The organism is Spirillospora sp. NPDC047279 (assembly GCF_040643285.1).
GTDB lineage: Bacteria > Actinomycetota > Actinomycetes > Streptosporangiales > Streptosporangiaceae > Spirillospora.
Map to the genome: position 1 here is coordinate 222,046 of NZ_JBEYUA010000013.1, position 22,300 is coordinate 244,345.

At 71.4% G+C, this 22,300-nt stretch carries 23 protein-coding genes and 1 tRNA gene; 10 read left to right on the forward strand and 14 right to left on the reverse strand.

Translation table 11 applies throughout. From position 1 onward, the window contains the following. Window positions 1-37 precede the first annotated feature (37 nt). Complete coding sequence (locus ABZ810_RS31210) at window positions 38-1,234, forward strand: cytochrome P450 (RefSeq protein WP_358409417.1); 1,197 nt, start codon at window positions 38-40, stop codon at window positions 1,232-1,234. Here ABZ810_RS31210 and ABZ810_RS31215 read toward each other — a convergent pair. Both ABZ810_RS31215 and ABZ810_RS31220 read right to left on the reverse strand, forming a co-directional pair. Then, window positions 1,194-2,216, reverse strand: a complete 1,023-nt coding sequence (locus ABZ810_RS31215; protein WP_358409419.1) for a rod shape-determining protein — start codon at window positions 2,214-2,216, stop codon at window positions 1,194-1,196. The genes ABZ810_RS31210 and ABZ810_RS31215 overlap by 41 nt on opposite strands. A 130-nt stretch (window positions 2,217-2,346) precedes the next feature. Then, a complete protein-coding gene (locus tag ABZ810_RS31220; RefSeq protein WP_358409535.1) occupies window positions 2,347-2,736 on the reverse strand; it encodes a DUF4440 domain-containing protein in 390 nt (129 codons plus the stop codon). Window positions 2,737-2,785: 49 nt separating this feature from the next. Between ABZ810_RS31220 and ABZ810_RS31225 the strand changes: the two genes are divergently transcribed. After that, a complete protein-coding gene (locus tag ABZ810_RS31225) occupies window positions 2,786-3,190 on the forward strand; it encodes a helix-turn-helix domain-containing protein (protein ID WP_358409421.1) in 405 nt (134 codons plus the stop codon). 365 nt (window positions 3,191-3,555) lie between these two features. On the opposite strand, the gene ABZ810_RS31230 is transcribed toward ABZ810_RS31225, so the two are convergent. The 4 genes from ABZ810_RS31230 to ABZ810_RS31245 all read right to left on the reverse strand — a co-directional run bounded on the left by ABZ810_RS31230 (window position 3,556) and on the right by ABZ810_RS31245 (window position 5,781). After that, window positions 3,556-3,629, reverse strand: a tRNA-Met gene (locus ABZ810_RS31230). Between the two features lie 74 nt (window positions 3,630-3,703). After that, window positions 3,704-4,753, reverse strand: a complete 1,050-nt coding sequence (locus ABZ810_RS31235) for a PDZ domain-containing protein (protein WP_358409423.1) — start codon at window positions 4,751-4,753, stop codon at window positions 3,704-3,706. Between the two features lie 28 nt (window positions 4,754-4,781). After that, on the reverse strand, window positions 4,782-5,225 hold the full coding sequence (locus tag ABZ810_RS31240) for a molybdenum cofactor biosynthesis protein MoaE (RefSeq protein WP_358409424.1): 444 nt from the start codon (window positions 5,223-5,225) through the stop codon (window positions 4,782-4,784). Between the two features lie 10 nt (window positions 5,226-5,235). Further along, a complete protein-coding gene (locus ABZ810_RS31245) occupies window positions 5,236-5,781 on the reverse strand; it encodes a PPA1309 family protein (RefSeq protein ID WP_358409425.1) in 546 nt (181 codons plus the stop codon). Window positions 5,782-5,899: 118 nt separating this feature from the next. Between ABZ810_RS31245 and ABZ810_RS31250 the strand changes: the two genes are divergently transcribed. Further along, window positions 5,900-8,842, forward strand: a complete 2,943-nt coding sequence (locus ABZ810_RS31250; RefSeq protein WP_358409427.1) for a UPF0182 family protein — start codon at window positions 5,900-5,902, stop codon at window positions 8,840-8,842. A gap of 165 nt (window positions 8,843-9,007) precedes the next feature. Here ABZ810_RS31250 and ABZ810_RS31255 read toward each other — a convergent pair whose 3' ends face one another. Beyond that, on the reverse strand, window positions 9,008-10,120 hold the full coding sequence (locus ABZ810_RS31255) for an NAD-dependent epimerase/dehydratase family protein (RefSeq protein WP_358409429.1): 1,113 nt from the start codon (window positions 10,118-10,120) through the stop codon (window positions 9,008-9,010). A gap of 86 nt (window positions 10,121-10,206) precedes the next feature. On the opposite strand from ABZ810_RS31255, the gene ABZ810_RS31260 reads away from it, so the two are divergent. Genes ABZ810_RS31260 through ABZ810_RS31270 form a run of 3 tightly spaced genes read left to right on the forward strand, consistent with a single transcriptional unit; the run spans window position 10,207 to window position 12,340 of the window. Continuing rightward, entirely contained in the window at window positions 10,207-11,592 is a 1,386-nt protein-coding gene (locus tag ABZ810_RS31260; RefSeq protein WP_358409430.1) for a zinc-dependent metalloprotease, read from the forward strand. Next, complete coding sequence (locus ABZ810_RS31265; RefSeq protein WP_358409431.1) at window positions 11,589-11,762, forward strand: hypothetical protein; 174 nt, start codon at window positions 11,589-11,591, stop codon at window positions 11,760-11,762. Before ABZ810_RS31260 ends, ABZ810_RS31265 begins: the two co-directional genes overlap by 4 nt. After that, complete coding sequence (locus ABZ810_RS31270; protein ID WP_358409433.1) at window positions 11,759-12,340, forward strand: NUDIX hydrolase; 582 nt, start codon at window positions 11,759-11,761, stop codon at window positions 12,338-12,340. Before ABZ810_RS31265 ends, ABZ810_RS31270 begins: the two co-directional genes overlap by 4 nt. Window positions 12,341-12,406: 66 nt before the next feature. Here ABZ810_RS31270 and ABZ810_RS31275 read toward each other — a convergent pair whose 3' ends face one another. Both ABZ810_RS31275 and ABZ810_RS31280 read right to left on the reverse strand, forming a co-directional pair. Beyond that, the gene (locus tag ABZ810_RS31275; protein ID WP_358409435.1) at window positions 12,407-13,045 is read right to left on the reverse strand and encodes a hypothetical protein; all 639 of its coding nucleotides are present in this window, start codon (window positions 13,043-13,045) and stop codon (window positions 12,407-12,409) included. Next, window positions 13,042-13,584 carry a M48 family metallopeptidase gene (locus tag ABZ810_RS31280; protein WP_358409437.1) on the reverse strand — a complete coding sequence of 181 codons (543 nt, stop codon included), beginning with the start codon at window positions 13,582-13,584 and terminating at the stop codon, window positions 13,042-13,044. Before ABZ810_RS31280 ends, ABZ810_RS31275 begins: the two co-directional genes overlap by 4 nt. Window positions 13,585-13,918: 334 nt before the next feature. On the opposite strand from ABZ810_RS31280, the gene ABZ810_RS31285 reads away from it, so the two are divergent. Continuing rightward, a complete protein-coding gene (locus tag ABZ810_RS31285; RefSeq protein ID WP_358409439.1) occupies window positions 13,919-14,293 on the forward strand; it encodes a hypothetical protein in 375 nt (124 codons plus the stop codon). Between the two features lie 72 nt (window positions 14,294-14,365). On the opposite strand, the gene ABZ810_RS31290 is transcribed toward ABZ810_RS31285, so the two are convergent. Next, entirely contained in the window at window positions 14,366-15,145 is a 780-nt protein-coding gene (locus ABZ810_RS31290) for an enoyl-CoA hydratase/isomerase family protein (protein WP_358409441.1), read from the reverse strand. Window positions 15,146-15,309: 164 nt separating this feature from the next. Between ABZ810_RS31290 and ABZ810_RS31295 the strand changes: the two genes are divergently transcribed. Continuing rightward, a complete protein-coding gene (locus ABZ810_RS31295; RefSeq protein ID WP_358409443.1) occupies window positions 15,310-16,689 on the forward strand; it encodes an AarF/ABC1/UbiB kinase family protein in 1,380 nt (459 codons plus the stop codon). Between the two features lie 646 nt (window positions 16,690-17,335). Here ABZ810_RS31295 and ABZ810_RS31300 read toward each other — a convergent pair. Continuing rightward, the gene (locus ABZ810_RS31300; protein ID WP_151566282.1) at window positions 17,336-17,614 is read right to left on the reverse strand and encodes a WhiB family transcriptional regulator; all 279 of its coding nucleotides are present in this window, start codon (window positions 17,612-17,614) and stop codon (window positions 17,336-17,338) included. Between the two features lie 122 nt (window positions 17,615-17,736). Beyond that, the gene (locus tag ABZ810_RS31305; RefSeq protein WP_358409444.1) at window positions 17,737-18,096 is read right to left on the reverse strand and encodes a hypothetical protein; all 360 of its coding nucleotides are present in this window, start codon (window positions 18,094-18,096) and stop codon (window positions 17,737-17,739) included. Window positions 18,097-18,401: 305 nt separating this feature from the next. On the opposite strand from ABZ810_RS31305, the gene ABZ810_RS31310 reads away from it, so the two are divergent. Next, window positions 18,402-19,529 (forward strand): hypothetical protein, encoded by a 1,128-nt coding sequence (locus tag ABZ810_RS31310; RefSeq protein WP_358409446.1) that lies wholly within the window; start codon window positions 18,402-18,404, stop codon window positions 19,527-19,529. On the opposite strand, the gene ABZ810_RS31315 is transcribed toward ABZ810_RS31310, so the two are convergent. Then, window positions 19,526-20,131, reverse strand: coding sequence for an FMN reductase (locus ABZ810_RS31315; RefSeq protein WP_358409447.1), 606 nt, complete (start codon window positions 20,129-20,131; stop codon window positions 19,526-19,528). The two genes, ABZ810_RS31310 and ABZ810_RS31315, sit on opposite strands and share 4 nt — an antisense overlap. Beyond that, window positions 20,128-21,225, reverse strand: a complete 1,098-nt coding sequence (locus ABZ810_RS31320; protein WP_358409448.1) for an LLM class flavin-dependent oxidoreductase — start codon at window positions 21,223-21,225, stop codon at window positions 20,128-20,130. Before ABZ810_RS31320 ends, ABZ810_RS31315 begins: the two co-directional genes overlap by 4 nt. Window positions 21,226-21,358: 133 nt before the next feature. On the opposite strand from ABZ810_RS31320, the gene ABZ810_RS31325 reads away from it, so the two are divergent. Next, the gene (locus tag ABZ810_RS31325; protein WP_358409450.1) at window positions 21,359-22,288 is read left to right on the forward strand and encodes an FAD-dependent oxidoreductase; all 930 of its coding nucleotides are present in this window, start codon (window positions 21,359-21,361) and stop codon (window positions 22,286-22,288) included. The last annotated feature ends 12 nt before the right edge of the window (window positions 22,289-22,300 follow it).

Genomic DNA, 22,300 nt, shown 5'->3' on the forward strand with positions numbered 1-22,300 from the left:
TGATACTAACAGGGGGCGTTAATAACGGGAGGCGTTAATGAAGTACGACCCGTTCGACCCGGCCTTCCAGCGTGACCCCTACCCCGCGTACGACCAGCTGCGCGACCACGACCCGGTGCACCGTCACGACGATCCGCCGTTCTGGGCGCTGTCCCGCTTCGATGACATCTGGGCGGCGGTCCGCGACGCGGAGACGTTCTCCTCCGCGCAGGGCCTCACCTTCTACCCCGACGAGATCGGCAAGCTGGGGCTGGCCCCCACCATGGTGATGCTGGACCCGCCCCGCCACACCGCGCTCCGCCGCCTCATCAGCCACGGCTTCACCCCCCGCCGCACGGCCGCGCTCGAAGACCTCCTGCGCGAGTTCGTCCGCGGCAACCTCGACGCCATGGAACGAAAGGCGGCCTCCGGCGAGCCGGTCGACCTGCACCGCGACTACTCCTCCCCGCTCCCCACGTTCGCGCTCGCCCACCTCCTGGGCGTCCCCGAAGCGGACCGCACCCTCTTCGATCCCTGGGTGTCGGCGCTGACCACACTCCAGGACGACGGATTCGACGCGAGCTCGCTCTCCCACGGAGACGCCGCCACCTCCGTAGCCGAGATGTTCGGCTACTTCTCCGACGTCGTCACGGCCCGCCGCGACAACCCCACCGACGACCTCATCAGCGCCCTGACCAGGGCCGAGATCGAGGACGAACGCCTCACCGACTGGGACATCCTGGGTTTCTGCTTCGTCATGGTCGCCGGCGGCAACGACACCACCGGCAACCTGATCTCGCACGCCGTCACCCTCCTGGACGAGAACCACGCCCAGCGCGAGCTCCTGACGGCGAACCCCGACCTCATCCCCAACGCCCTCCTGGAGTTCCTCCGCCTCGAAGGTTCCGTCCAAGCCCTGGGCCGGACCACCACCAGACCCGTCACCCTCCACGGCACGGAGATCCCCGCCGGCGAGAAGGTGATGATGCTCTACGGCGCCGCCAACCGCGACGAACGCGAGTTCGGCCCCACCGCCGCCGAGCTGGACATCACCCGCCGCATCCCCCGCCATCTGGGCTTCGCGACCGGCGTGCACTTCTGCATCGGCTCCCACCTGGCCAAACTCCAGGCACGGATAGCCCTTGAGGAGCTCTACAAGAAGCATCCCCACATCGGCGTCGACCTGGCCAACGCCCAGCGCATCTCGTCCCCGTTCACCCGCGGCTGGGTGAGCCTGCCCGCGACCGGCCTCTGACCGGCACCAGCGCGGCCCGCCGCCACCGCACGCCCCTGAACGTCTCCAGCCCCTCCAGGTGCCGGGCCGCGCCGACCACCACCGCCGAATGGGGCTCGTCCACGATCTGGACGGGCAGCTCGGTCTCCTTGCGCAGCAGATCGCTCAGCCCCGGCAGCAGCGAACCCCCGCCGGTCAGCGCGATCCCGCGATCCATCAGGTCACCGGCCAGCTCCGGCGGGCAGACCTCCAGCACGTCCAGGATCGCCGTCATGATCCCCCCGACCGCCTCCGACATCGCCTGGGCCACGGCCTCCGCGGGCAGCGCCAGCGTCCCCGGCAGCCCGCTCGCCGCGTACCGCCCGCTGATCTCCACCACCCCGCCGAGCCCGATCTTCGCCCGTTCCGCCGCCTGGTCCCCGACCAGCATCGCGTGCTCCGACCGCACATAGGACGCGATCGCCCGGTCCACCGCGTCCCCGCCGACCCGCGCCGTGTGCGAGACCACGACACCCCCCAGCGACATGATCGCTACCTCGGTCGTCCCCGCCCCGATGTCGACCACCATCGCCGCCGCCGCGTCCTCGACGTGCAACCCGCACCCCATGGCCGCCGCGATCGGCGCGTCGATCGGATGCACCGACCGGGCCCCCGCCCGGTACGCCGCGTCCTGCACGGCCCGCCGTTCCACCACGGTCGCGTTGGCCGACACCGCGACCGCGACCCGGGGCCGCAGCACTCTCCCCCAGCGCTGCACCTGCCCCATGAAGTGCCGCAACATCCGGTCGGCGAGCCCGAAGTCGGCGATCGCCCCGTGCCGCATCGGCCGCCCGATCGACACCCCCGCCGGCGCCTGCCCGATCATCCGCCGAGCCGCATGACCCGCCGCGACGACCTTGCCACCCTCCACCGCGACGACCGAGGGTTCGTCCAGCACGAGCCCCTGCCCTCGCACGTAGATCCGCGTGTTCGCGGTGCCCAGGTCAATCGCGGTGTCACCCATAAAAACGACCCTTTGCAGATACCGGTCCGACCGAAACACCGAACGACATACCCACAAGTTCGATCTTTCAGGGGAGGTATCGCGTCAAGAGCCCCCCAAGCCTCACCGCGCGGCCCGCCAAGGAAGATCGTTACCGGCCGCCGTCCCCCCGAAACCCGGCCGTCCCGAACGGGTTGTCGATGACATAGCGCCACCGCCCGTCCCGCCCCCGCCGAGCCACGTCCGTCGCCGTCCCCTCAACGTGCACCGGCCGCCCGTCACCCCCGATGACCCAGTCCACGATGAGCAACGCGATGTCGCCCGCCACATACACGTGCCGCGGCCGCACATCGATCGGCTCCCCCAGGCCCATGAACCGGGCGTTGGCCTCATGGGCCCGCTCCCCTGTCAAAGGCGAGCCCGGCTCGGGAACGAACACACCCCCACCCTCATAGACCTCCGCGACCGACTCGGCGTCACCACCGTTGAACCGTTCGGCGAAGACCGAGGGCACATCCTCAGGACGTTGAGCGAGCATCATCACTCCCTGCTGGTAGAAACTCCCGGAACGGAAGCTAGGAGGCGCCCTCGTGACTCACCAAACGGTTGGCCACCCTCCAGGCCTGCCCGACGACCCCCGCGCGCACGTCACCGAACCCACCCCGTCCTGCCCGGTCGAGATCACCCTCGAGGCCCTGCGCGGCCGCTGGACGACCTTGGTGATCCGCGAACTCCTGCAAGGCGAACGCACCTACACCGACCTCCGCCAAGCCCTCCCCGCCCTGTCCGACAAGGTTCTCAGCGACCGCCTCGCACACCTGGCCCGCTCCAACGTCGTCCACCGCGAACGCCACCCAGGCTGGCCGCCCCGAACCCACTACACCCTCACCCCCCAAGGCCACCGCCTCGCCCCAGTCCTCCAAGCCCTATGGGACTGGGCCTCCGACAACCACCAACCCCCTAATCCGCCGCACCGCACCGACCAGAGGACTTGAACGCGAATTCAGGGCGAGGGACACCCAAAGAGCAGCAAGGCGCAAACCCTGGCCCCAAAGCGCAGAAGCAGAGGCCCCCACCACCCGCACAACCAAAACCCCGCAGGGGCGAGGGGCCGAAGGCCACGAGGGGCGAAGCCCCGAGAGGGAGCGAGGGCCGAAGGCCACGAGGGGCGAAGCCCCGAGAGGGAGCGAGGGCCGCAGGCCACGAGGGGCGAAGCCCCGAGAGGGGGCAAGGGGCGAAGCCCCAAGGGGGCGTGGGGGCGAAGCCACCACATCGGGGGTTCCAGGGGGTCGTCCCCCTGGGAAAAGGCGAAGGGGTTAGCGGCTCGCGCTTTCCGCGAGCACACCAACCCCAAACCTCGTAGCGGGGACAGGATTTGAACCTGCGACCTCTGGGTTATGAGCCCAGCGAGCTACCGAACTGCTCCACCCCGCGGCGGTGTCTTCACTCTATGGCATCGGTGGGGGATGACCAAATCGGCGGCGCGCGGGGCGGGTGGGGCGGGTGGGTCAGCCGGCGCAGGTGGGGACCTGGCCCTTGCCGCTGTTGAGGGCGTCGATGGATTTGATGGTGCCGTCGAGGGTGTCGGCGCGGACGAGGCGGAGGCCGTCGGGGCGGGCGGACGCGGCGTCGGCGCAGTTGTCGGCGGGCGTCAGGAAGACGGTGGCGCCGGCCTCGCGGGCGGCGATCATCTTCTGCTGGATGCCGCCGATGGGGCCGACCTTGCCCTCGGGCGTGATGGTGCCGGTGCCGGCGATGAACTTGCCGCCGGTGAGCGGGCCGGGGGTGAGCTTGTCGACGATGGCGAGGGAGAACATCAGGCCGGCGCTGGGGCCGCCGACGTCGCCGACGCTGATGTCGACCTTGAACGGGAACTTGTACTGGTCGCCGAGGACGATGCCGACGACGGCGCGTTTGCCGTCGGGTGACGCGACGGTGGTGAGGGTGACCTTCTGCTCCTTGCCGGAGCGCTTGAGCGTGACGGTCACCGGGTCGCCGATCTTGCGCTTGGCCATCAGGTCGGTGACCTGGGCGACGCTGGTGACCTTGTTGTCGTCGACCGCGAGGAGCTCGTCGCCGGCCTTGATCTTGCCGTCGGCGGGCTTGCCCTTCTGGACGGAGTCGACGATCACCTGGGTGGAGATCGGGATCTTGAGCTGGTTGAGCGCGGCGGCCTCGGCGTTCTGCTGCGAGTCGCGCATCTGGCGGGTGTTCTCCTCGTCCACCTGCTGCTGCGTCTCGTTCTTGGGGAAGATCGTCTCTTCCGGGACGATCGCCACGTCGCCGTCGACCCAGCCGCGCAGCGCGGTGAACAGGTCGATGCGGGCGCCGGGGCCGCCGCGGTAGGTGACGGTGGTGAAGTTGAGGTGCCCGTTGTCCTGGTACGTCTGCCGCCCCTCGATCCTGACGAGCGGCTGGCCTTTCTCGTTCGTGCCGAGCGTGTTGCTCGTCGGGCCGGGCATGAGCGCCACGTAGGGCACCGGCATGAACGAGCCCACGAGGGCGAAGATGAGGACGATCACGCTCGCGAGGGTGAGCGTGGCGGCACGACGGGACATGTCGGAAACTCTATGCGGCACGGGGGCCTCAGCAGGCCCCGACCCACTCGTCGCCGCCGTCCTCGAACTCCTGGTGCTTCCAGATGGGCACCTGGGCCTTGAGGTCGTCGATGAGGCGGCGGCAGGCCTCGAAGGCCTCGCCGCGGTGCGGGCAGGACGCCGCGACCACCACGGCGAGGTCGCCGATCTCCAGGTCACCGACCCGGTGGACGGCCGCGACGGCCTTGACCGGGAAGTCGGCGACGATCTTCTCGACCACGCCGCGGAGTTCGCGTTCGACGGTCGGGTGGGCGCTGTAGGAGAGCCGGCGGACGGCGCGGGCGTGGTCGTTGTCGCGGACCGTGCCCACGAAGACGGTGGTGCCGCCCGCGCCGGGGTCGCCGACCGCGTTGAAGACCTCGTCGACCGACAGTGGGGTTTCGCGGACGCCGATCAGCCGGATGACGTTCCCGGACGGTATGACCTCGCTCACGTCAGGCAGGTTACCCGCCGGACGGCGCGCCTGTTTCGTCCGGCTCGTCGGGCTCGAACGTGGCGACGAGGGCGTCGGCGAGCGCGGGCACCAGGTCGGGGCCGACCAGGACCTCGTCGTCGGCGTCGTGCCGGCGCAGCCGCAGCGCCGAGTGGCGGGTGCCGTCGCGGAGCACCCCGACGATCATCCGGACGTCCTCGCGCTTGGGGTGCTCGGCGGCCCAGGTCACGGCCTCCCGCTCGTCCTCGGGGATCTCCTCCTCGGCGTCGGGCGGCAGCACCACCCGCTCGATGACCAGGGCACATCCGGCCACCGCCTCGGGCCACGCGATCGTCGCCAGCGCGTCCTCGACCGCGGACTGCTCGGGGAGCGCCGGCTGCTCCAGCGCGGCGAGCGTGTCGGTGTCGGCCGACAGTCCCAGTTCGTTCGCCAGCTCGGGCTCGGCCTGCCGGAGTTCGGCGCTCTGCACGAGCGCGTAGAGTTTCGGCGCGGCGTCCCATCCTTCCTGGGCGGAGTGGCGTTCGAGGTCCAGCACGACTTCTTCCAGAAGACTCACGGGGTCATCTTCCCCCCAATCCGATGAAGGAAATGCGGGAACCCCCGGCCAAGTCGGTAAGTTGCATAGACAGCACCGGTTCGGACGCCGGTGGGCATGACCAGGAACGGAGAGGCTCTTGACCTTCCGGACTCCCGGATTCGGGCGACGGCTCGGCACCGGCCGGACACGTCTGGTGTTGCCGGTGCTCATCGCATTGGCGATCCTGCTGGTCGCGTTCATGGTGTTCACGTCCGTCTGGACGAATCTGCTCTGGTACCGCTCGGTCAACTTCTCGTCGGTCTACACGACGCAGTTGTGGGCACGGGTGGGGCTCTTCCTCGGAGCGGGGCTGCTGATGGCGGCCGTGGTGGGCGCCAACATGGTGATCGCCTACAAGCTCCGCCCCGCGTACCGGCCGCTGTCGGTCGAACAGCAGGGGCTCGAGCGTTACCGCGCCGTGGTCGACCCGCACCGCAAGCTGATCGCGGGCGGCCTGCTCGGCCTGCTCGGCCTGCTCACCGGCTCGTCGGTGGCGGGTCAGTGGCCGGTGTTCCTGGCCTTCCTCAACCGCACGTCGTTCGGTGAGGAGGATCCGCAGTTCGGCAAGGACATCTCGTTCTACGTCTTCACGTACCCGTTCGTCCGGCTCGTGCTGGGCGTGGTCTTCGCGACGGTGATCCTGTCGATCCTGGCGTCGGTGGCGGTGCACTACCTGTACGGCGGGCTGCGTTTGCAGGGGCCCGGCGACAAGGCCAGCGGCCCGGCGCGCGCGCACCTGTCGGTGCTGGTCGGGCTGTTCGTGCTGCTGAAGGCGTTCGCCTACTGGTTCGACCGTTACGGGCTCGCGCATTCCGAACGCGGCGTGGTGACCGGCGCGCTCTATACCGACGTCAACGCGCTGTTGCCGGCCAAGACGATCCTGGCGGTCATCGCGCTGATCTGTGCCGCGCTGTTCTTCGTCAACATCACCCGGCGCGGCATGATGCTGCCCGGCGTGGGCTTCACGCTGCTGGTGGTGTCGGCGATCCTGGTCGGCGGCGTCTACCCGCTGCTGATCCAGCAGTTCCAGGTCAAGCCGGACGAGCTCGCCAAGGAGCGCCAGTTCATCCAGCGCAACATCGAGGCCACCCGCGCCGCCTACGGCGTCGGCAACGTCAAGCCGGAGGCCTACGGCGCGACGCCGGTCGGCGACCCCAAGCAGCTGAACCAGCAGTCGGGCCGGCTGCAGACCGACGGGGTGCGCCTGGTCGATCCGAACGTGGTCGGCGAGACGTTCCAGCGTCTCCAGCAGGGCCGCAACTTCTACAAGTTTCCGGACACGCTCGACGTGGACCGCTACAGGATCGACAACAAGACGATCGACACGATCGTGGCGATGCGCGAGGTCCCCGGTGCCCCCGCGGGCCAGCAGAGCTGGGTCAAGGACCGCATGGTCTACACGCACGGCTACGGGTTCGTGTCCGCCTACGGCGACCGCATCGCCGAGGGCGGCAACCCCGACTTCGTGACCAAGGACATGCCGGTCGACCCCAACGCCAAGATCAAGATCGACAAGCCGCAGATCTACTTCGGCGAGCGCTCGCCCGCGTACTCGGTGGTCGGCGGCCAGGGCCAGCAGGAGCTGGACTTCCCCGACGACAAGAGCCAGGGCGGCCAGGCCTACACGACCTACGAGGGCTCGCGCGGCGTGCCGATCGACTCGTTCTTCAACAAGCTGCTGTTCGCCACCAAGTTCCAGGAGAAGAACCTCCTGCTCTCGGGCGCGATCAACGACGGCGCGAAGATCCTCTACAACCGCAGCCCGCGCGAGATGGTGCAGCGCACCGCGCCCTGGCTGACGATCGACGGCGACCCCTACCCCGCCGTCGTGAACGGCCGGATCCTGTGGATCCTGGACGGCTACACCACGTCCAACGGCTACCCGTACTCCGAGCAGATGAGCCTCGGCGACGCCACCCGCGACACCGTCACCGACACCCGGTCGGCGGTCGCGCGGCAGGCCAACGACCGCATCAACTACATGCGCAACTCGGTCAAGGCCACCGTGGACGCCTACGACGGCACCATCCACCTCTACCAGTGGGACGACACCGACCCGGTGGTCAAGACCTGGATGAAGGTCTTCAAGAACACCGTGGAGCCCAAGAGCGCCATCGACAAGGTGCCCGGGCTCAAGGAGCACTTCCGCTACCCGCAGGACATGTTCAAGGTGCAGCGGCGCGTGCTGGCCAAGTACCACGTGACCGAGCCCGGCCCGTTCTTCAACGGCGAGGGTTTCTGGTCGGTGCCGGAGGACCCGGGAGCGAAGGGCCGCACCCAGCCGCCGTACTACCAGACCCTGCGGATGCCCGGCAGTGACGCGCCACAGTTCTCGCTGACCTCGGTGTTCACGCCTCGGGGCCGGGGCAACCTGGCGGCCTTCATGTCGGTCGACACCAGCAAGGATCCGGCGCAGATCCGCATCCTGGAGTTGCCGCGCAACTCGCTGGTGGACGGTCCCGAGCTCGTCCAGGGATCGTTCGGCAGCGATACCGCCGTGCAGAACCAGCTGCTGCCGCTGAAACAGTCGGGCACCACGCTGGTCTACGGCAACCTGCTCACCCTGCCGTTCGCCGACGGCATCCTCTATGTCGAACCGGTCTACGCGAAGGTCTCGGGCGGCACCGGCCAGCAGCCGTACCCGATCCTGCGCAAGGTGCTGGTGAGATGGGGTGAGAAGGCGGCCGCGGGCGACACCCTCGAAGCCGCGCTCAAGGAGGTCTTCGGCGGGACGACCGCGGTGACGCCGCCGACGACGGGCGGGCAACCCCCGGCGCAGGGCGGCGGGCAGCTGACCCCCGGGGTGCAGAACGCCATCGACGACCTCCAGACGGCGATCAACGCCTTCGAGGAGGCCCAGCGCAAGAACGACTACGCCGCGATGGGCAAGGCCTGGGCCGACATCAAGGCGGCGCGGGACGCGCTGGCCGCGGCCCGCCAGGCGGCCGCCAAGGCCGCCACGGCGTCGCCGTCGCCGAGCCCGAGCCCGTCGGTCACCCCGTCCGCGACCCCGACCGGATCACCCACGCCCACGAGCTGACGCTCCGCCGCCGCCGGGCCGTTCCCCCCACCGGGGACCGGCCCGGCGCCGTTTTCGGGGCCCCGGCCCGGCGAACCCTGAACGCGGGTCCGGCGGCGCCGGTGCGCCGCCGGACCTCCCGCCGGGCGGAGGCCGCCCAGGTCGGTGGCGCGGTCGGCGGCGCGGTCAGCGGCGGCGTTTGCGGGCGCGGCGGATGGCCGCGGCGGCGCCGAGCGCGGCCACGGTCGCACCGGCCGCGGTGGCCATGGTGGCCTCCTTGCCGCCGACGCGGCGGCCGACCACGGCGTGCCGCCCGGCGGTCTCGTCCATGAGCACCCGGAGCGCGGTGGCGTTGTCGTACGCCGGTTTCCAGCCCGCGGCCCGCAGCCGGGCGGTGTCGACCACCCAGGGGTACGTCACGTAGTGCAGGTCGGTGGCGGGCGCCGGGGTCATGCCGAGCCGGTGCAGGCGCTCGGCCATCCCGAACGTGACCGCGGCGGGCAGCTCGAAGCCCCGCTTGCCGGTGATCTCGGTGACCTCGTCCGGGCCGAGCCAGCCCTCGCAGCCCACCGTGACCGGGCCGGTGAGTCCCGCGACCACGACCACCTCCAGGGCGGACGCCAGGTCCTCGACGTGGCAGAACTGCCAGGCGGGCGCGCTGCCCTTGACCGACAGCAGCCGCGGCGCCTCGAAGTGGCGCGTCATCACGGTGTCGACGTCCGGGCCGACCAGGGCCGCCGGACGCACCACCGTGACCTCCAGACCCGGGTGGGAGGCCGGCGCGCCGGCGGCCAGATCCTCGATCTCCAGGAAGTCGCCCGCGATGCTGGCGTTGGCCTCGGCGAGCAGCGGCGCGTCCTCGTTCAGCGGCACCTCGTTGTCGGGGGACGCCCCGTACACCATCGCGCTGGTGACCAGGATCACCCTGCGGACCCGCGCGGCGGCCGCGGCGGTGACCACCGTCTGGGCGCCGCGCACGTTGTGGGTGCGCCGGTCGCGCGGATCGAGCTCGGGCGACCGCTGGACGTCGGCGTGCACGATCACGTCCACGTCCGACAGCCGGTTGGACAGCAGCGGATCGCGGACGTCCACCACCCGCCAGGTGACGCCCGGCACGTCGCCGCGGTGGCCGTCGATCGCCACCACCTTGCGCACCTGGTCTTTCCCGTCGGCGCCGCCGGTGCCCGCGGCCCTGTCGGCGAGCCGGGCGGCCAGCAGGCGCCCCGCACCGGAGGCGGCGCCGGTGACGGCGACGACCGGGCCCTTGCTACGCCGAGGGCGAACCTTGCCGGTTGCCACGGAGGTGCCCCCTTCCTTGTGTACGCGAGTTCGCCAGGACCGGCTAACGTGGCCGGTATGAGCCCATCATGCCCAGGGGCAAACCTATGAGTGACACACCGTTCGGCTTCAACCGTCCCGGAGACGGCGACGACGACAGGCCCCAGGACCCGTTCAAGGCCATGGGCGGCGACATGCAGCAGTTCGCCGACATGCTGCACCGCTTCGCCGACATGATCGGCGGCCAGGGCGCCGCCGGCGCCGGCGGCGGCCCGCTCAACTGGGACCTGGCCAAGAACATCGCGCGTCACTCCGTGGTCGAGCAGGGCGATCCCTCGATCGTGGACGCCGAGCGGCGCCAGGTCGAGGAGGCGCTGCGGCTGGCCGACCTGTGGCTGGACGAGGGCACCACGCTGCCCGCCGGCATCAAGAAGCCGCAGGCCTGGAGCCGGTCGGAGTGGATCGAGCAGACGCTGCCGGTGTGGGCGAAGGTCTGCGACCCGATCGCCACCCGCATGGTCGAGTCGATGGGCGGCGCGCTGGGCGGCGCCGGTGAGATGCCCGCCGAGATGCAGGCGATGGCCGGTCCGCTGATCGGCATGGTCAAGCAGATGGCCGGGGCCATGGTGGGCGGCCAGGCCGGGCAGGCGCTGGGCGCGCTGGCCCGCGAGGTCGTCGGCTCGGCCGACGTCGGCCTCCCGCTGGCCCCCGACGGCGTCGGGGCGCTGCTGCCCGCGGGCGTCGAGGCGTTCGGCTCGGGCCTCGAGGTCTCCGACGACGAGGTCCGGCTCTACCTGGCGCTGCGCGAGGCCGCGCACCAGCGCCTCTTCGCGCACGTGCCGTGGTTGCGGGCGCACCTCCTGAACGCGGTCGAGGACTACGCGCGCGGCATCACCGTCGACCTGTCCGGCATCGAGCAGGCGGTCCAGGGCCTGGACATCTCCAACCCGGAGGCGATCCAGGAGGCCCTCGGCGGCGAGATCAGCCTCCAGCCCGAGGAGACCCCGCAGCAGAAGGCGGCGCTGGCCCGCCTGGAGACCACGCTCGCCCTGGTCGAGGGCTGGGTCGACACCGTGGTCAACGAGGTCGCCGAGGGCCGCCTGCCCGGCGCGGTCAAGCTGGCCGAGGCCGTCCGGCGCCGCCGCGCGACCGGCGGCCCCGCCGAGCGTACGTTCGCCACGCTGGTGGGCCTGGAGCTGCGGCCGCGCCGCCTCCGCGAGGCCGCCACCCTGTGGCGGACGCTCACCGAGGCGCGCGGCGTCCAGGGGCGCGACGCGGTCTGGGAGCACCCGGACCTGCTGCCGACCACCGAGGACCTGGACGACCCCGAGGGCTTCGTGCACGGCAAGCCCGGGTTCGAGGGCCTGGACGACCTCGACATCTCGGCCCTCACCGACGAGGCGTCCGGCAAGCCCGGCGACGGCGAGGGCCCGGACGAGGGCTCGGACGGGGGCTCGGCCGGCGACGGCGACGACCCCAAAGCGGGCTCGTGAGGTATCACCGCCCCCGCGTCAACGGCTGCCTGATCGACCCGAAGGCCTCCTCGGCCGCGATCAGGCGGCGTACCGCGCGCGCCTCCCTGTGCTGGCAGCGTCCGACCGACCACGAGCGGCGCCGCCGCCACCCGGCCAACTCGCTCTACCCGCGCATCGGCCGGACGTGACCCCGCACACCGACCCGCACACCGACCCGCAGACCGACCTGCACGCCGACGCCGTTCGTGTGCTCGCGTCCTGGCAGGCGCCCGACGCCGGCCAGGACGCGCTCCGCCGCGACTTCCTGCGGCATCTGGAGGAGCACGCCGACGGCACCTGGCGGGAGTGCGTCCCGGGCCACATCACCGCCAGCACGCTGGTCGTGGACGCCACCGGCACCCGGGTCCTGCTGACGCTGCACAGCAAGATCAAGGCCTGGCTGCAGCTGGGCGGTCACTGCGAGCCCGGCGACCGGAGCCTGGCCTCCGCCGCCCTCCGCGAGGCGACCGAGGAGTCGGGGATCTCCGGCCTGGAGCTCTCCCCCGGGCCCGTCCAGCTCGACCGTCACGCGGTCCGCTGCCACCCCGGGGGATCGTGGCACCTGGACGTCCAGTACGTCGCGTACGCCCCGGACGACGCCCGCCACGTGATCAGCGACGAGTCGGACGATCTTCGCTGGTTCCCCGCCGACGGCCTCCCCACCCCCACCGACGACGCCCTCCGCCGCCTCGTCGACCGCTCCCGCGGCCTCGACTCCCTCGCCTAGGTGTACTGCCCAGGGACGTACATCTAGCGGCTCGGGAGCGCGCTCGCGCGCCGGCCGAGGTGGTGGTCAGCCGAAGCGACGCCCTTCGAGGAGGGCTCGGGTGTTGTCCCAGCCTTCGAGGCCCTGGTCGAGGAAGCCCAGGTCTCCGGGGGTGCGCAGGCGGTGCCAGGACGGGCCCTGTGGCACCTGGCCGGGGCGCGGGGCGGCGGCGCGCAGGCGTCCGAGGGCGTCGGGGACGTCGAGATCGGTGTCCTTGAGCGCGGTGTCCAGCCAGCCGGGCAGCGGGAGGCGGGCGGCGAGGGCGACCAGGCCGCCGCCGTCGGACTGGCAGGCGGCGGCCGGCGCGCTGCCGAGGGCGCGGAAGAGCTTGCCCAGGAGGAGCTGCGGCAGATCGGGGGCGTCCGGTGCGAGGAGCGCGGCCTCCTCGGCGCCGGCCGCGTGCAGGGCGGCGAACGCCCCGGGCAGCGTGCCCTCGCGGACGATCAAGGTGCCCGGCCAGGTGATCGCCTCGGCGTCGGGCTGGTCGGGCGGGCTCAGCACCAGCGCGGGCTGGACCAGTTCGAGACCCGCGACGACCTCGTAGGTGTCCTCCAGCAGGGCCAGCCGGAACTCGTCGGCGTCCAGCCCGGGCGGCGTGGGCCCGGACGGCCGTTCGGAGGGTCGTTCGGGCAGGACGGACAGGACCGCGGCGTAACGGACGGTCACCCGGCGACCCGATCACCGGGCAGGTCGTCCTCGTCCTCCAGCGGGAGGTGCTCGGCGGCGGCGACGCCCTCCAGGTAGCCCCGGGCCCGCTCGGTCTTGGGGTAGGTGCCCACCAGCGCCCAGAAATCCGCTCCGTGCCCGGGGATCAGCAGGTGGGCCAGCTCGTGCACCAGGACGTAGTCGACCACCCAGGACGGCATCCCGCGCAACCGGGTGGACAGCCTGATCGTGGCGTCGTCGGGCGTGCACGATCCCCAGCGGGTGCGCTGGTTGCCGACCCACCGGACGCTGACGGGCTCGGCCCGGCCACCGAGATAGCGCCGGGACAGGTCGCGGGCCCTCGCCTCGAGATCGGCGTCGCTCGGCCGGCGGCGGCGTTCACGCTCGGCGAGTCGCTCGAGGATGGTGGCGATCCACTGCTCCTCCTCGGCCTTGCTGAGCCGGGACGGAAGCATGACCACGACCTTGTCGCCGTCGCGGTAGGCGGACACGGTCCGCCGACGTCGGTTGCTGCGGCGGACCTCAACGTTGGGGGGCACCCAAGAACCGTACCCAAAAATTTGCCCCCTCCACAGGGGGTGTTGGACGTCGCCCCAGGTCAGCCCCGGTGTTTTTGACCATCCCCAGACTGTTTCCACAGGCTCTCCCCCGGTTGTCCACAGCAACACCCCGAGGCGTCCCCAGGGGCCTCCACACGCTGTCCACACCACCCCGTTGACGGCCCCGGGACCCCCTCCTACTGTCGGGGTCCGAGACGGCTCCGGCCGCCGGACGACCGCTTCGAAAGGGGAAGGGAAGCGGGCGGCCGGCGGCTGGGGCTTTTTCCGTGTTCCGGCTGGGTACGTACGGTGCAGTCGAAATTCGGGGGGCACTGTGAGCAGGCGTGACAAGGGATCCGACGAGGTCCTGGAGGGCGTTCCGCTGTCCGCGGAGGAGAGCGCGCAACGATCGGCGGCGGCCCGGGTGGGCGGCGGCCTCGTCGGGGTCGTCGCGGGCCGGGTCGCCGGACGGGCCCTGCGGCCGGTGGCCCGCAGGGTCGCCCACCGCGTCGGGCTTCCCGCGTCCTCCATCGAGCGGGTGATCGCCGTGGGCACGCCGGTGGTGGCGGCCGTGGTGGCCGGCCAGCTGGCCAAGTACCGGACCCGCAGGCGCGAGGAGCCGGGCACCTTCAAGGCCTCCCCCTCCGACCCGCCCGGCCCCGTCCCGCTGCGCCGCGACGGCACTCCCACGAGCTCCAAGCACCACTGACCGGCCGCGGACCACGGGCCGGGCTCAGGCCCACGCGTCCCTGACCGGGGGCTCAGGAGCGCGGGCAGGTGATCACTCGCCGGTGAAGTCGGGGCGGCGCCTCTCGCGCTGGGCCTTGATGCCCTCGACCATGTCCCGGGAGCTCATGGTGACCGGCTGGGCCAGGGACTCCCAGCGCAGGGCGGTCTCCATGTCGGCGTGCCCGCCGTTCGCCAGCGCGACCTTGGTGAGGCGGGTGGCGATGGGCGCCTGGGCGGCGATCTTCTCGGCGACCTGGAGGGCTTCGGCGAGCACGGATTCGCGCGGCACGGCCCGGTTGACCAGGCCGTACGCCTCGGCCTCGGTGCCCGTGACGGCGCGTCCGGTGAAGAGGAGCTCGCGGGCCAGCGGCAGCCCGGCGACCTCGGGCAGCAGCCAGGTGGTGGCCATGCCGGGGTGCAGGCCGAGGGCGGTGAACGGGACGAGCAGCTTGGCGTCCGCGGCCGCGTACCGGAGGTCGCAGGCCAGGGCGAGGGCGAATCCGGCGCCGACGGCGTGGCCGTTGATCGCGGCGATCGTGGGCACTTCGAGGTCCCTGATCGACAGCCAGGTCCGGTAGAACTCCAGCATCCGGTCGCGCAGCGGCGGCACGGCCACGGCGTTGGTGTCGGCCAGCCAGGACAGGTCGCCGCCCGAGGTGAACGCGCTGCCGGCGCCGGTCACCACGACGCAGCGGAGATCGCGGTCGGCCCGCAGCGCCGCGATGACGTCCTTCCATTCCGCGGTCATCTCGTCGGTCATGGCGTTGCGCCGGTCGGGATCGTTCAGGGTGAGGACGGTGATACCGCCGGGACGGCTTTCCTGCGAGAGCATGGCCCGCACGGTATCGCGGCCTTTGGCAAGCCCTTCGAGTGGAGGGTGAGAAAGCGCACACTTACAGTGTTCATGCAGGTCACCGCATTGTGACTGGAGACGCCCTCAGATACTTACCAGGGGCCTGTGGCGGGATCGAGCAACGATCACCGACAATGAATCTTGTGAGTGACCTTCCCCGCCGCGCGGTGACGCGGTCCGCAAAGCTGGCGTCCCTTCCGCTTGGTTTCGCCGGGCGCACCGCCCTGGGCGTCGGGAAACGCACGTTCGGCAAGCCCGCCGAGGCCGTGGCCATGGAGATCCAGCAGCGCACCGCCGAGCAGCTCTTCAAGGTGCTCGGCGAGCTCAAGGGCGGGGCGATGAAGCTCGGCCAGATGTTGTCGATCTTCGAGGCGGCGCTGCCGCCGGAGATCGCCGGGCCCTACCGTGCCACGCTCACCAAGCTCCAGGAGGCGGCGCCGCCGCTGCCCGCCGCGGCCGTGCACAAGGTGCTCGCCGAGGGGCTGGGCGAGGACTGGCGGGACGAGTTCGAGTCGTTCGAGGACAAGCCGTCCGCGGCCGCGTCGATCGGCCAGGTCCACAAGGCGGTCTGGAAGGACGGCCGCCAGGTCGCGGTCAAGGTCCAGTATCCGGGCGCGGGCAAGGCGCTGATCAGCGACTTCAACCAGCTCGCGCGGCTGGGCAAGCTCTTCGGGATCCTGATGCCGGGGCTCGACGTCAAGTCGATGCTCGCCGAGCTGAAGGAACGGGTGATCGAGGAGCTCGACTACACGATCGAGGCCGAGTCGCAGACCGCGATGCGCGCGGGCTTCCCGGCCGACGACCCCGACTTCTACGTTCCCGAGGTCGTCGCCCAGGCCGGGAACGTGCTGGTCACCGAGTGGATCGACGGCACCCCGCTCTCGAAGATCATCTCGGACGGGTCGCCGGACGAGCGCGACCATGCGGCGCTGCTCTACTGCCGGTTCCTGCTGTCGGGCCCGAAGCGGGCCGGCATGCTGCACGGCGACCCCCACCCCGGCAACTTCCGCCTCCTGGCGGACGGCCGGCTGGGCGTGCTCGACTTCGGCGCGGTCGACCGCATCCCGGAGGAGTTCCAGTACCGCATGGGCCGGCTGCTGCGGATCGGCACGCTGGAGGACATCGACGAGGTCGAGCAGGCCCTGCGCGACGAGGACTTCATCCGCGAGGGCGTCGAGATCGACGCCGAGTCGCTCCAGGTGTTCCTGGCCCCGATCACCGAGCCGTTCGTCAACGAGACGTTCAAGTTCAACCGCGAGTGGCTGCGCGACATGGCCGCCAAGGTCACCGACCTGCGGCCGACGAACGTGGTGCGCCAGCTCAACCTGCCGCCGGACTACGTGATCGTGCACCGGGTGCTGTCGGCCGGGACCGGCGTGTTGTGCCAGCTCGAATGCGAGATCCCGGCCCGCGCCGAGTCGCTCGCCTGGGTGCCGGGGTTCGCGGACGAGGACGAAGAGATCGCCGCCCTCGATGCCGCGCTCGATGCCGACCCCGCCGAGGACGACGAGCTCGCGGGCTGACCACCTCGCCGGAGGGACGTTCAGGGACGGCGAACGGGCCCCGCCGCACCGATGAAGTGCGGCGGGGCCCGTTCACGTGCGCGCCGAGGAGAGGTGGCGTAGGACCTCAGGCGCGCTCTGTCCACCGGGAGGCCACCGCCGCCAAACCATCCATGAAGGGCGGCGGCGGCCTGCTACCGGCGGACGGATCGGGGTGCCCGCCCAGTGGGACGGCGGGCCCCCTCCACGAAAGTTCTCCGGGATCCCGCCCGCGCACAACGCGGCGCGGGCGGGATCCATTCCCCCGAGGGACGTACGACCGCAAGCCGTACGAGCTGGTCACCGGGCTCGGCTTACCGGGCGGGCCGGCCGCCCAAGGGGCAGACCGGGCGACCGCGCGAGCGGCGGTGGTCAGCGGGTCAGCAGGATCCGGCGGACACGGGCCGCCCTCACCTGGGCCTCACGGCGCGCACGGCGGCGCGCCCTGACTCGTGCGGCCATCTGGGCCTGCGCGAGCTCATGCTCGAGGTCCCGTATTCGTACCCGGGACAGTTCCTGGCTGAGCAAGATCATTTTGTTCTCCCTGGCGGCCCGGGAGCGCAGCCCCTGCGCGGGGACTGCGCTCCCCAGCTCTGCACGGTCGAGTGTCGGCGTGGTCATGGGTGCCTCACACGGCCACTTCGTCCGGGCGCGGGTGCTTGCGCGGACGGCCACGCGGCCGCTTCCGAGCGACGATCACACCGCGGACGAACAGCTCGCCACCCCAGACACCCCAGGGCTCGGCGCGCTCGAGAGCGCCGGCGAGGCAGGCCTTGCGGAGCGGGCACTCGAGGCACATGGCCTTGGCCAGCTCGACGTCGGCGGGAGCCTCGGCGAAGAAGAGCTCGGGGTCGGTCCGGCACGGAAGGGTGAGGTCCTCCTCGCTCACGGCGAGAACCCCCTGCATCACAGTCACCCTTGGTCCTCTCGTTGGATCTCAACGGGTTGTGTCGTGGGTTGTCTGGGCAAATAAGAAGGCCGCGGATCCGATGTCCTGGATCCGCGGCCCTGGGGGCTTGCCGTGTCTTGTTAGACCGGTCGCCTCCAGGGGTACGGACCCAGTTCGCCACCCTTGACGGTGACTCCCACGTGGGCCGTGGCCGGAGCGAAGACGTTCATGGCTTCGATCTTGTGACCGAAGACATTCGTCTCCTGCTCGTCCTGGACTCGCTGCTTGCTCAGGCTCCCCAGGCGCTCCTGCGCCTGGATCTGCTGCCGCTGTAGCCGCGCGGAGCCCGCATCGCCGCCGCCGGGCCGCGGCATCGCGCCGCCGAGCGTGACGCTCAACGGCGAGAGGCCGGACGCACCGGCATAGGACGGCCAGGGGGACGAGAAGCCAAGGCAGACGTCAGCCCAGGTTGGCTGTGACGTGCAAATCATGCTGATCACCGGACTGAACACCACCTCTCTGGCTGCTCGGGGCCTGACCGCCGGTTTCATGATCCACCAACGGAGGTCGTCTGATTGCTCGCGTAGAGCCTACGGCGACTCTCTCAAATCAATCAAGGTATTTTTGACCTGCGGTTTTGTGGGCCAGTTCACCACGTTCGAGCGGAACCGATCTTGCTTCGCCGGCGTCGGAACTCGCGACGAGCGTCTGTCGTTCAGCCCTGAACGGGAGACCTGTCCCCCAGTCCCCGCACCACCCATGATCCCCCATGAAGGCCCATGATCAAAAGCCGTCGGGGTGGCAGATGACGGACAGTTTCGACGAATGTTCGGTGCCGTACGCGATTTTGGCCGCCAGGCTGCACGCCTTCCTGCGCCTGGCGATCGCCACGATCGAGACCCACCTCTACCTGGCGCCGGCCCTGGACGAGGACGCGCCCGCGCCGATCATCGAGCGTTCCCTCACGGTGGTGTACCGCAGGGCTCACGACCGGCGGCCGGCGCGCTTCCAGGATCTCGCCGGCCCGCTCGGGCTCATGCCGATCGTCCACGCGCTGGTCGGCATGGACCAGTCTCTGGCCAGAGCACTGCTCGCCCTGACCTCGCTGCACACCAGGACCGACGCCGACGAAAGCGACACGGGCGTTCGCCCCGGCGTTGAAGATGACCTGAGGCATGAGCCGCCGTCCTCCCCTGCCGAGCATGAGGGCTCGCCGGTCACGGCCGCACGCGACGTCGCGTGGGAGGACTTTGTGCGCGTGGTGACCGGCGTCGAGGAGAGCCTCCGGTTCGCGGAATCGGTGTACGGCAAGGCCGATCGGGAGATGCGGGCGGCCGAGGCCGACCAGCGGTGGCGCATCGCCCGCGAGGAGTTCGAGCGGTCGGCGGGGCGGTGGATCGACCTGCCCGTTCTCCACGATGAGCTGGAGGCCGCCCGGCAGGAGAGGCTGAGGATCGCGGAGGCGCTGCCGCCGCTGCGCGAGCTGGCCGCGAATCTGGCGGCGCGGGTGGCGGCCGTGCGGCCCGCCGACCAGATGCTGGTGCGCGGCGGCGACGTGTACGACGTGGTGATCGGCTCGGCGCTGGAGAAAGCCCTCGACGCCGCTCTCCAGGCCCTTCCGTCCACCGACCCGGAGGCGCCCGGTCGTGACTGGCGGGCCTTCGCGGCGGCGTTCGAGCGTTCGCTGGCTCGGGCCACCGAGGGCCCCGCGGACGTCGGGAAGGTCGATCCGGCGGAGCTCCGTGACACGGTCCACCGGCTTGCTCCGTCGATGGACGACCGCGTTCGGCGATGGGTCCGCACGGTCTCGGACCGGCTGGCGGACGAGACCGACCGCGCCACCGTCAGGTTGGCCGCGGCCTGCCTCGCCGCCGAGGTCGAACCGCATTCGGCGGAGCTCGCCGCGCGGCTGAGGGTTCTGACCCGGGGTTAGCCGCCTGCCAGGAGCCGCTCGAAGGGGATCGGGTCCTCGAACGGGTCGGCCCGCTCGGCGGTGACGGGTGCCCGGCCCGCGACCAGGCCGGCGAGCTCGGCGCCCGCGCGCTCGACGCGTTCGACCAGGTCACCGGACGCCTCGCCGGCGGCGCCCCAGTCGGCCGTCGCCGCGTACACCGCGGTCGGCGCCACGACCGACCGCAGGTAGGCGAACATCGGCCGCACCGCGAACTCCAGGGCGAGCGAGTGCCGCGCCGTGCCGCCGGTGGCGCCGATGAGCACCGGCCTGCCCTCCAGCGCGCCCGGCTCCAGGACGTCGAAGAACGTCTTGAACAGGCCGCTGTAGGAGGCGTTGAAGACCGGCGTCACCGCGATGAGGGCGTCGGCCCGTTCGACCCGCTCGATCGCCGACCGCAGGTCCCCGGCCGCGAAGCCGGTCAGCAGGTTGTTGGTGAGGTCGTGGGCGTGGTCGCGCAGCGGGACGTGCACGATCTCGGCGTCGCCGAGCGCGCGTGCCGTCGCGTCCGCCAGCCGGTCGGCCAGCAGGCGGGTGGACGACGGCTCGCGCAGCCCCGCCGAGACCACCGCCAGCGTGGTCATCGGGTCGCCTCCTTCTCTCCGCCCTTGGCCGCGACCAGCTCGAGGTGGCTCGGCGCGGCGGCCGGGACGTGGCCGGGGCGCAGCGCCTCGAACTCCTTGCGCAGCACCGGCACGACCTCCTCGCCGAGCAGGTCGAGCTGCTCCAGCACGGTCTTGAGCGGGAGCCCGGCGTGGTCGATCAGGAACAGCTGCCGCTGGTAGTCGCCGAAGTGGTCGCGGAACGTCAGGGTGCGCTCGATGACCTCCTGCGGGCTGCCCACGGTCAGCGGCGTCTCGCGGGTGAACTCCTCCAGCGACGGCCCGTGGCCGTACACCGGGGCGTTGTCGAAGTACGGGCGGAACTCCTTGACCGCGTCCTGGGAGTTCTTGCGCATGAAGACCTGGCCGCCGAGCCCGACGATCGCCTGGTCGGCGCTGCCGTGCCCGTAGTGCTCGTAGCGGCGGCGGTAGAGGTCGATGAGCCGCTGGAAGTGCTCCGTCGGCCAGAAGATGTGGTTGGCGAAGAAGCCGTCGCCGTAGAACGCGGCCTGCTCGGCGATCTCCGGGCTGCGGATCGAGCCGTGCCACACGAACGGCGGCGCCCCATCCAGCGGGCGCGGGGTCGAGGTGAAGCCCTGGAGCGGCGTGCGGAACTTGCCCTCCCAGTCGACGACGTCCTCGCGCCACAGGCGGTGCAGCAGGTGGTAGTTCTCGATCGCCAGCGGGATGCCCTGCCGGATGTCCTGGCCGAACCAGGGGTAGACCGGGCCGGTGTTGCCGCGGCCCATCATCAGGTCCACCCGGCCGTCCGCCAGGTGCTGGAGCATGGCGAAGTCCTCGGCGATCTTCACCGGGTCGTTCGTGGTGATCAGGGTGGTGGAGGTGGAGAGGATCAGCCGCTCGGTCCGCGCGGCGATGTAGCCCAGCATCGTCGTCGGGGACGACGGCACGAACGGCGGGTTGTGGTGCTCACCGGTCGCGAAGACGTCCAGCCCGACCTCCTCGGCCTTCCTGGCGATCGTCACCATGGCCTTGATCCGCTCGGCCTCGGTCGGCGTGCGCCCGTTGGTCGGGTCGGTGGTCACGTCCCCCACGGAGAAGATCCCGAACTGCATGACGCCCTCCACCTAGTAGAACTTTCAACTAACCTACCAAACCCGGACCCCGTCCCGCCTATTCCCCCGTCAGTCGAAGTCGGGTCCGGCTGGTGCGGCGCGGAGCCGTAGCCGCCTGCGCGATGATCGTTCCATGGCTTCGGTGACCGTGGTGGGGGCGGGGGTGATCGGGCTCAGCTGTGCCGTACGGCTGGCGGAGGCCGGTCACGAGGTGCGGGTCCTGGCCCGGGAGCGGCCGGAGGAGACGACCTCGGCGGTGGCGGCGGCGCTCTGGTACCCGTACCTGGCGTTCCCGGCCGAACGGGTCACGGCGTGGTCCACCACGGCCTACCGGGAGTTCGCCCGGCTCTCCGAGACGGCCGGGCCCGCCGCCGGGATCTCCGTCCGCGCGGGCACCGAGCTGTTGCGGGAGAGACAGCCGGACCCCTGGTGGAAGCCCGCGGTGCCGGACTTCGCCAGGCTGGCCGACCCGCCGCCGGGGTACGAGGACGGCTGGCGCTTCGCCGCGCCGGTGATCGACATGGCCGTCTACCTGCCCTGGCTGCGCGCACGGCTGGAGGAGCTCGGCGGCGGGCTCGGGCACGCCGAGCTGACCCGCCTGCCCGCGGACCCCCTGGTGGTCGACTGCGCCGGGCTGGGCGCCCGCGAGCTGGCCGCCGATCCCTCGGTGGCGCCCGTCCGCGGCCAGGTGATCGTCCTGGAGCAGGTCGGGCTGGACGAGTGGTGCATCGACGACGGCGACGCCGAGCGCCCCTGCTACGTCGTGCCGAGGACGAACGACATCGTCGTAGGCGGCACCGCCCAGCAGGGCGACTGGAACCGCGAACCCGACGCCGACACCGCCCGGACCATCCTCGACCGGGCCGAGGCGATGGTCCCCGCGATCAAGGGGGCGCGGGTGCTGCGCCACAAGGTGGGCCTGCGCCCGGCCCGTCCCACCGTACGGCTGGAGGCCGAGACGGCGGCCGGCGGCGGCCGGATCGTGCACTGCTACGGGCACGGCGGCGCCGGCGTCACCCTGTCCTGGGGCTGCGCCGACGAGGTCGCCGCGCTGGTCTCGTGAAATCTTTGAGGC

Bases quoted from the DNA above. Each gene is read 5' to 3' on its own strand.
- ABZ810_RS31315 (WP_358409447.1), bottom strand. From the start codon at position 20,131: ATGACCACGCTGGCGGTGGTCTCGGCGGGGCTGCGCGAGCCGTCGTCC.
- ABZ810_RS31320 (WP_358409448.1), bottom strand. From the start codon at position 21,225: ATGCAGTTCGGGATCTTCTCCGTGGGGGACGTGACCACCGACCCGACC.
- ABZ810_RS31310 (WP_358409446.1), top strand. From the start codon at position 18,402: ATGACGGACAGTTTCGACGAATGTTCGGTGCCGTACGCGATTTTGGCC.
- ABZ810_RS31235 (WP_358409423.1), bottom strand. From the start codon at position 4,753: ATGTCCCGTCGTGCCGCCACGCTCACCCTCGCGAGCGTGATCGTCCTC.
- ABZ810_RS31325 (WP_358409450.1), top strand. From the start codon at position 21,359: ATGGCTTCGGTGACCGTGGTGGGGGCGGGGGTGATCGGGCTCAGCTGT.
- ABZ810_RS31260 (WP_358409430.1), top strand. From the start codon at position 10,207: ATGAGTGACACACCGTTCGGCTTCAACCGTCCCGGAGACGGCGACGAC.
- ABZ810_RS31300 (WP_151566282.1), bottom strand. From the start codon at position 17,614: ATGCAGGGGGTTCTCGCCGTGAGCGAGGAGGACCTCACCCTTCCGTGC.
- ABZ810_RS31215 (WP_358409419.1), bottom strand. From the start codon at position 2,216: ATGGGTGACACCGCGATTGACCTGGGCACCGCGAACACGCGGATCTAC.
- ABZ810_RS31290 (WP_358409441.1), bottom strand. From the start codon at position 15,145: ATGCTCTCGCAGGAAAGCCGTCCCGGCGGTATCACCGTCCTCACCCTG.
- ABZ810_RS31210 (WP_358409417.1), top strand. From the start codon at position 38: ATGAAGTACGACCCGTTCGACCCGGCCTTCCAGCGTGACCCCTACCCC.
- ABZ810_RS31220 (WP_358409535.1), bottom strand. From the start codon at position 2,736: ATGATGCTCGCTCAACGTCCTGAGGATGTGCCCTCGGTCTTCGCCGAA.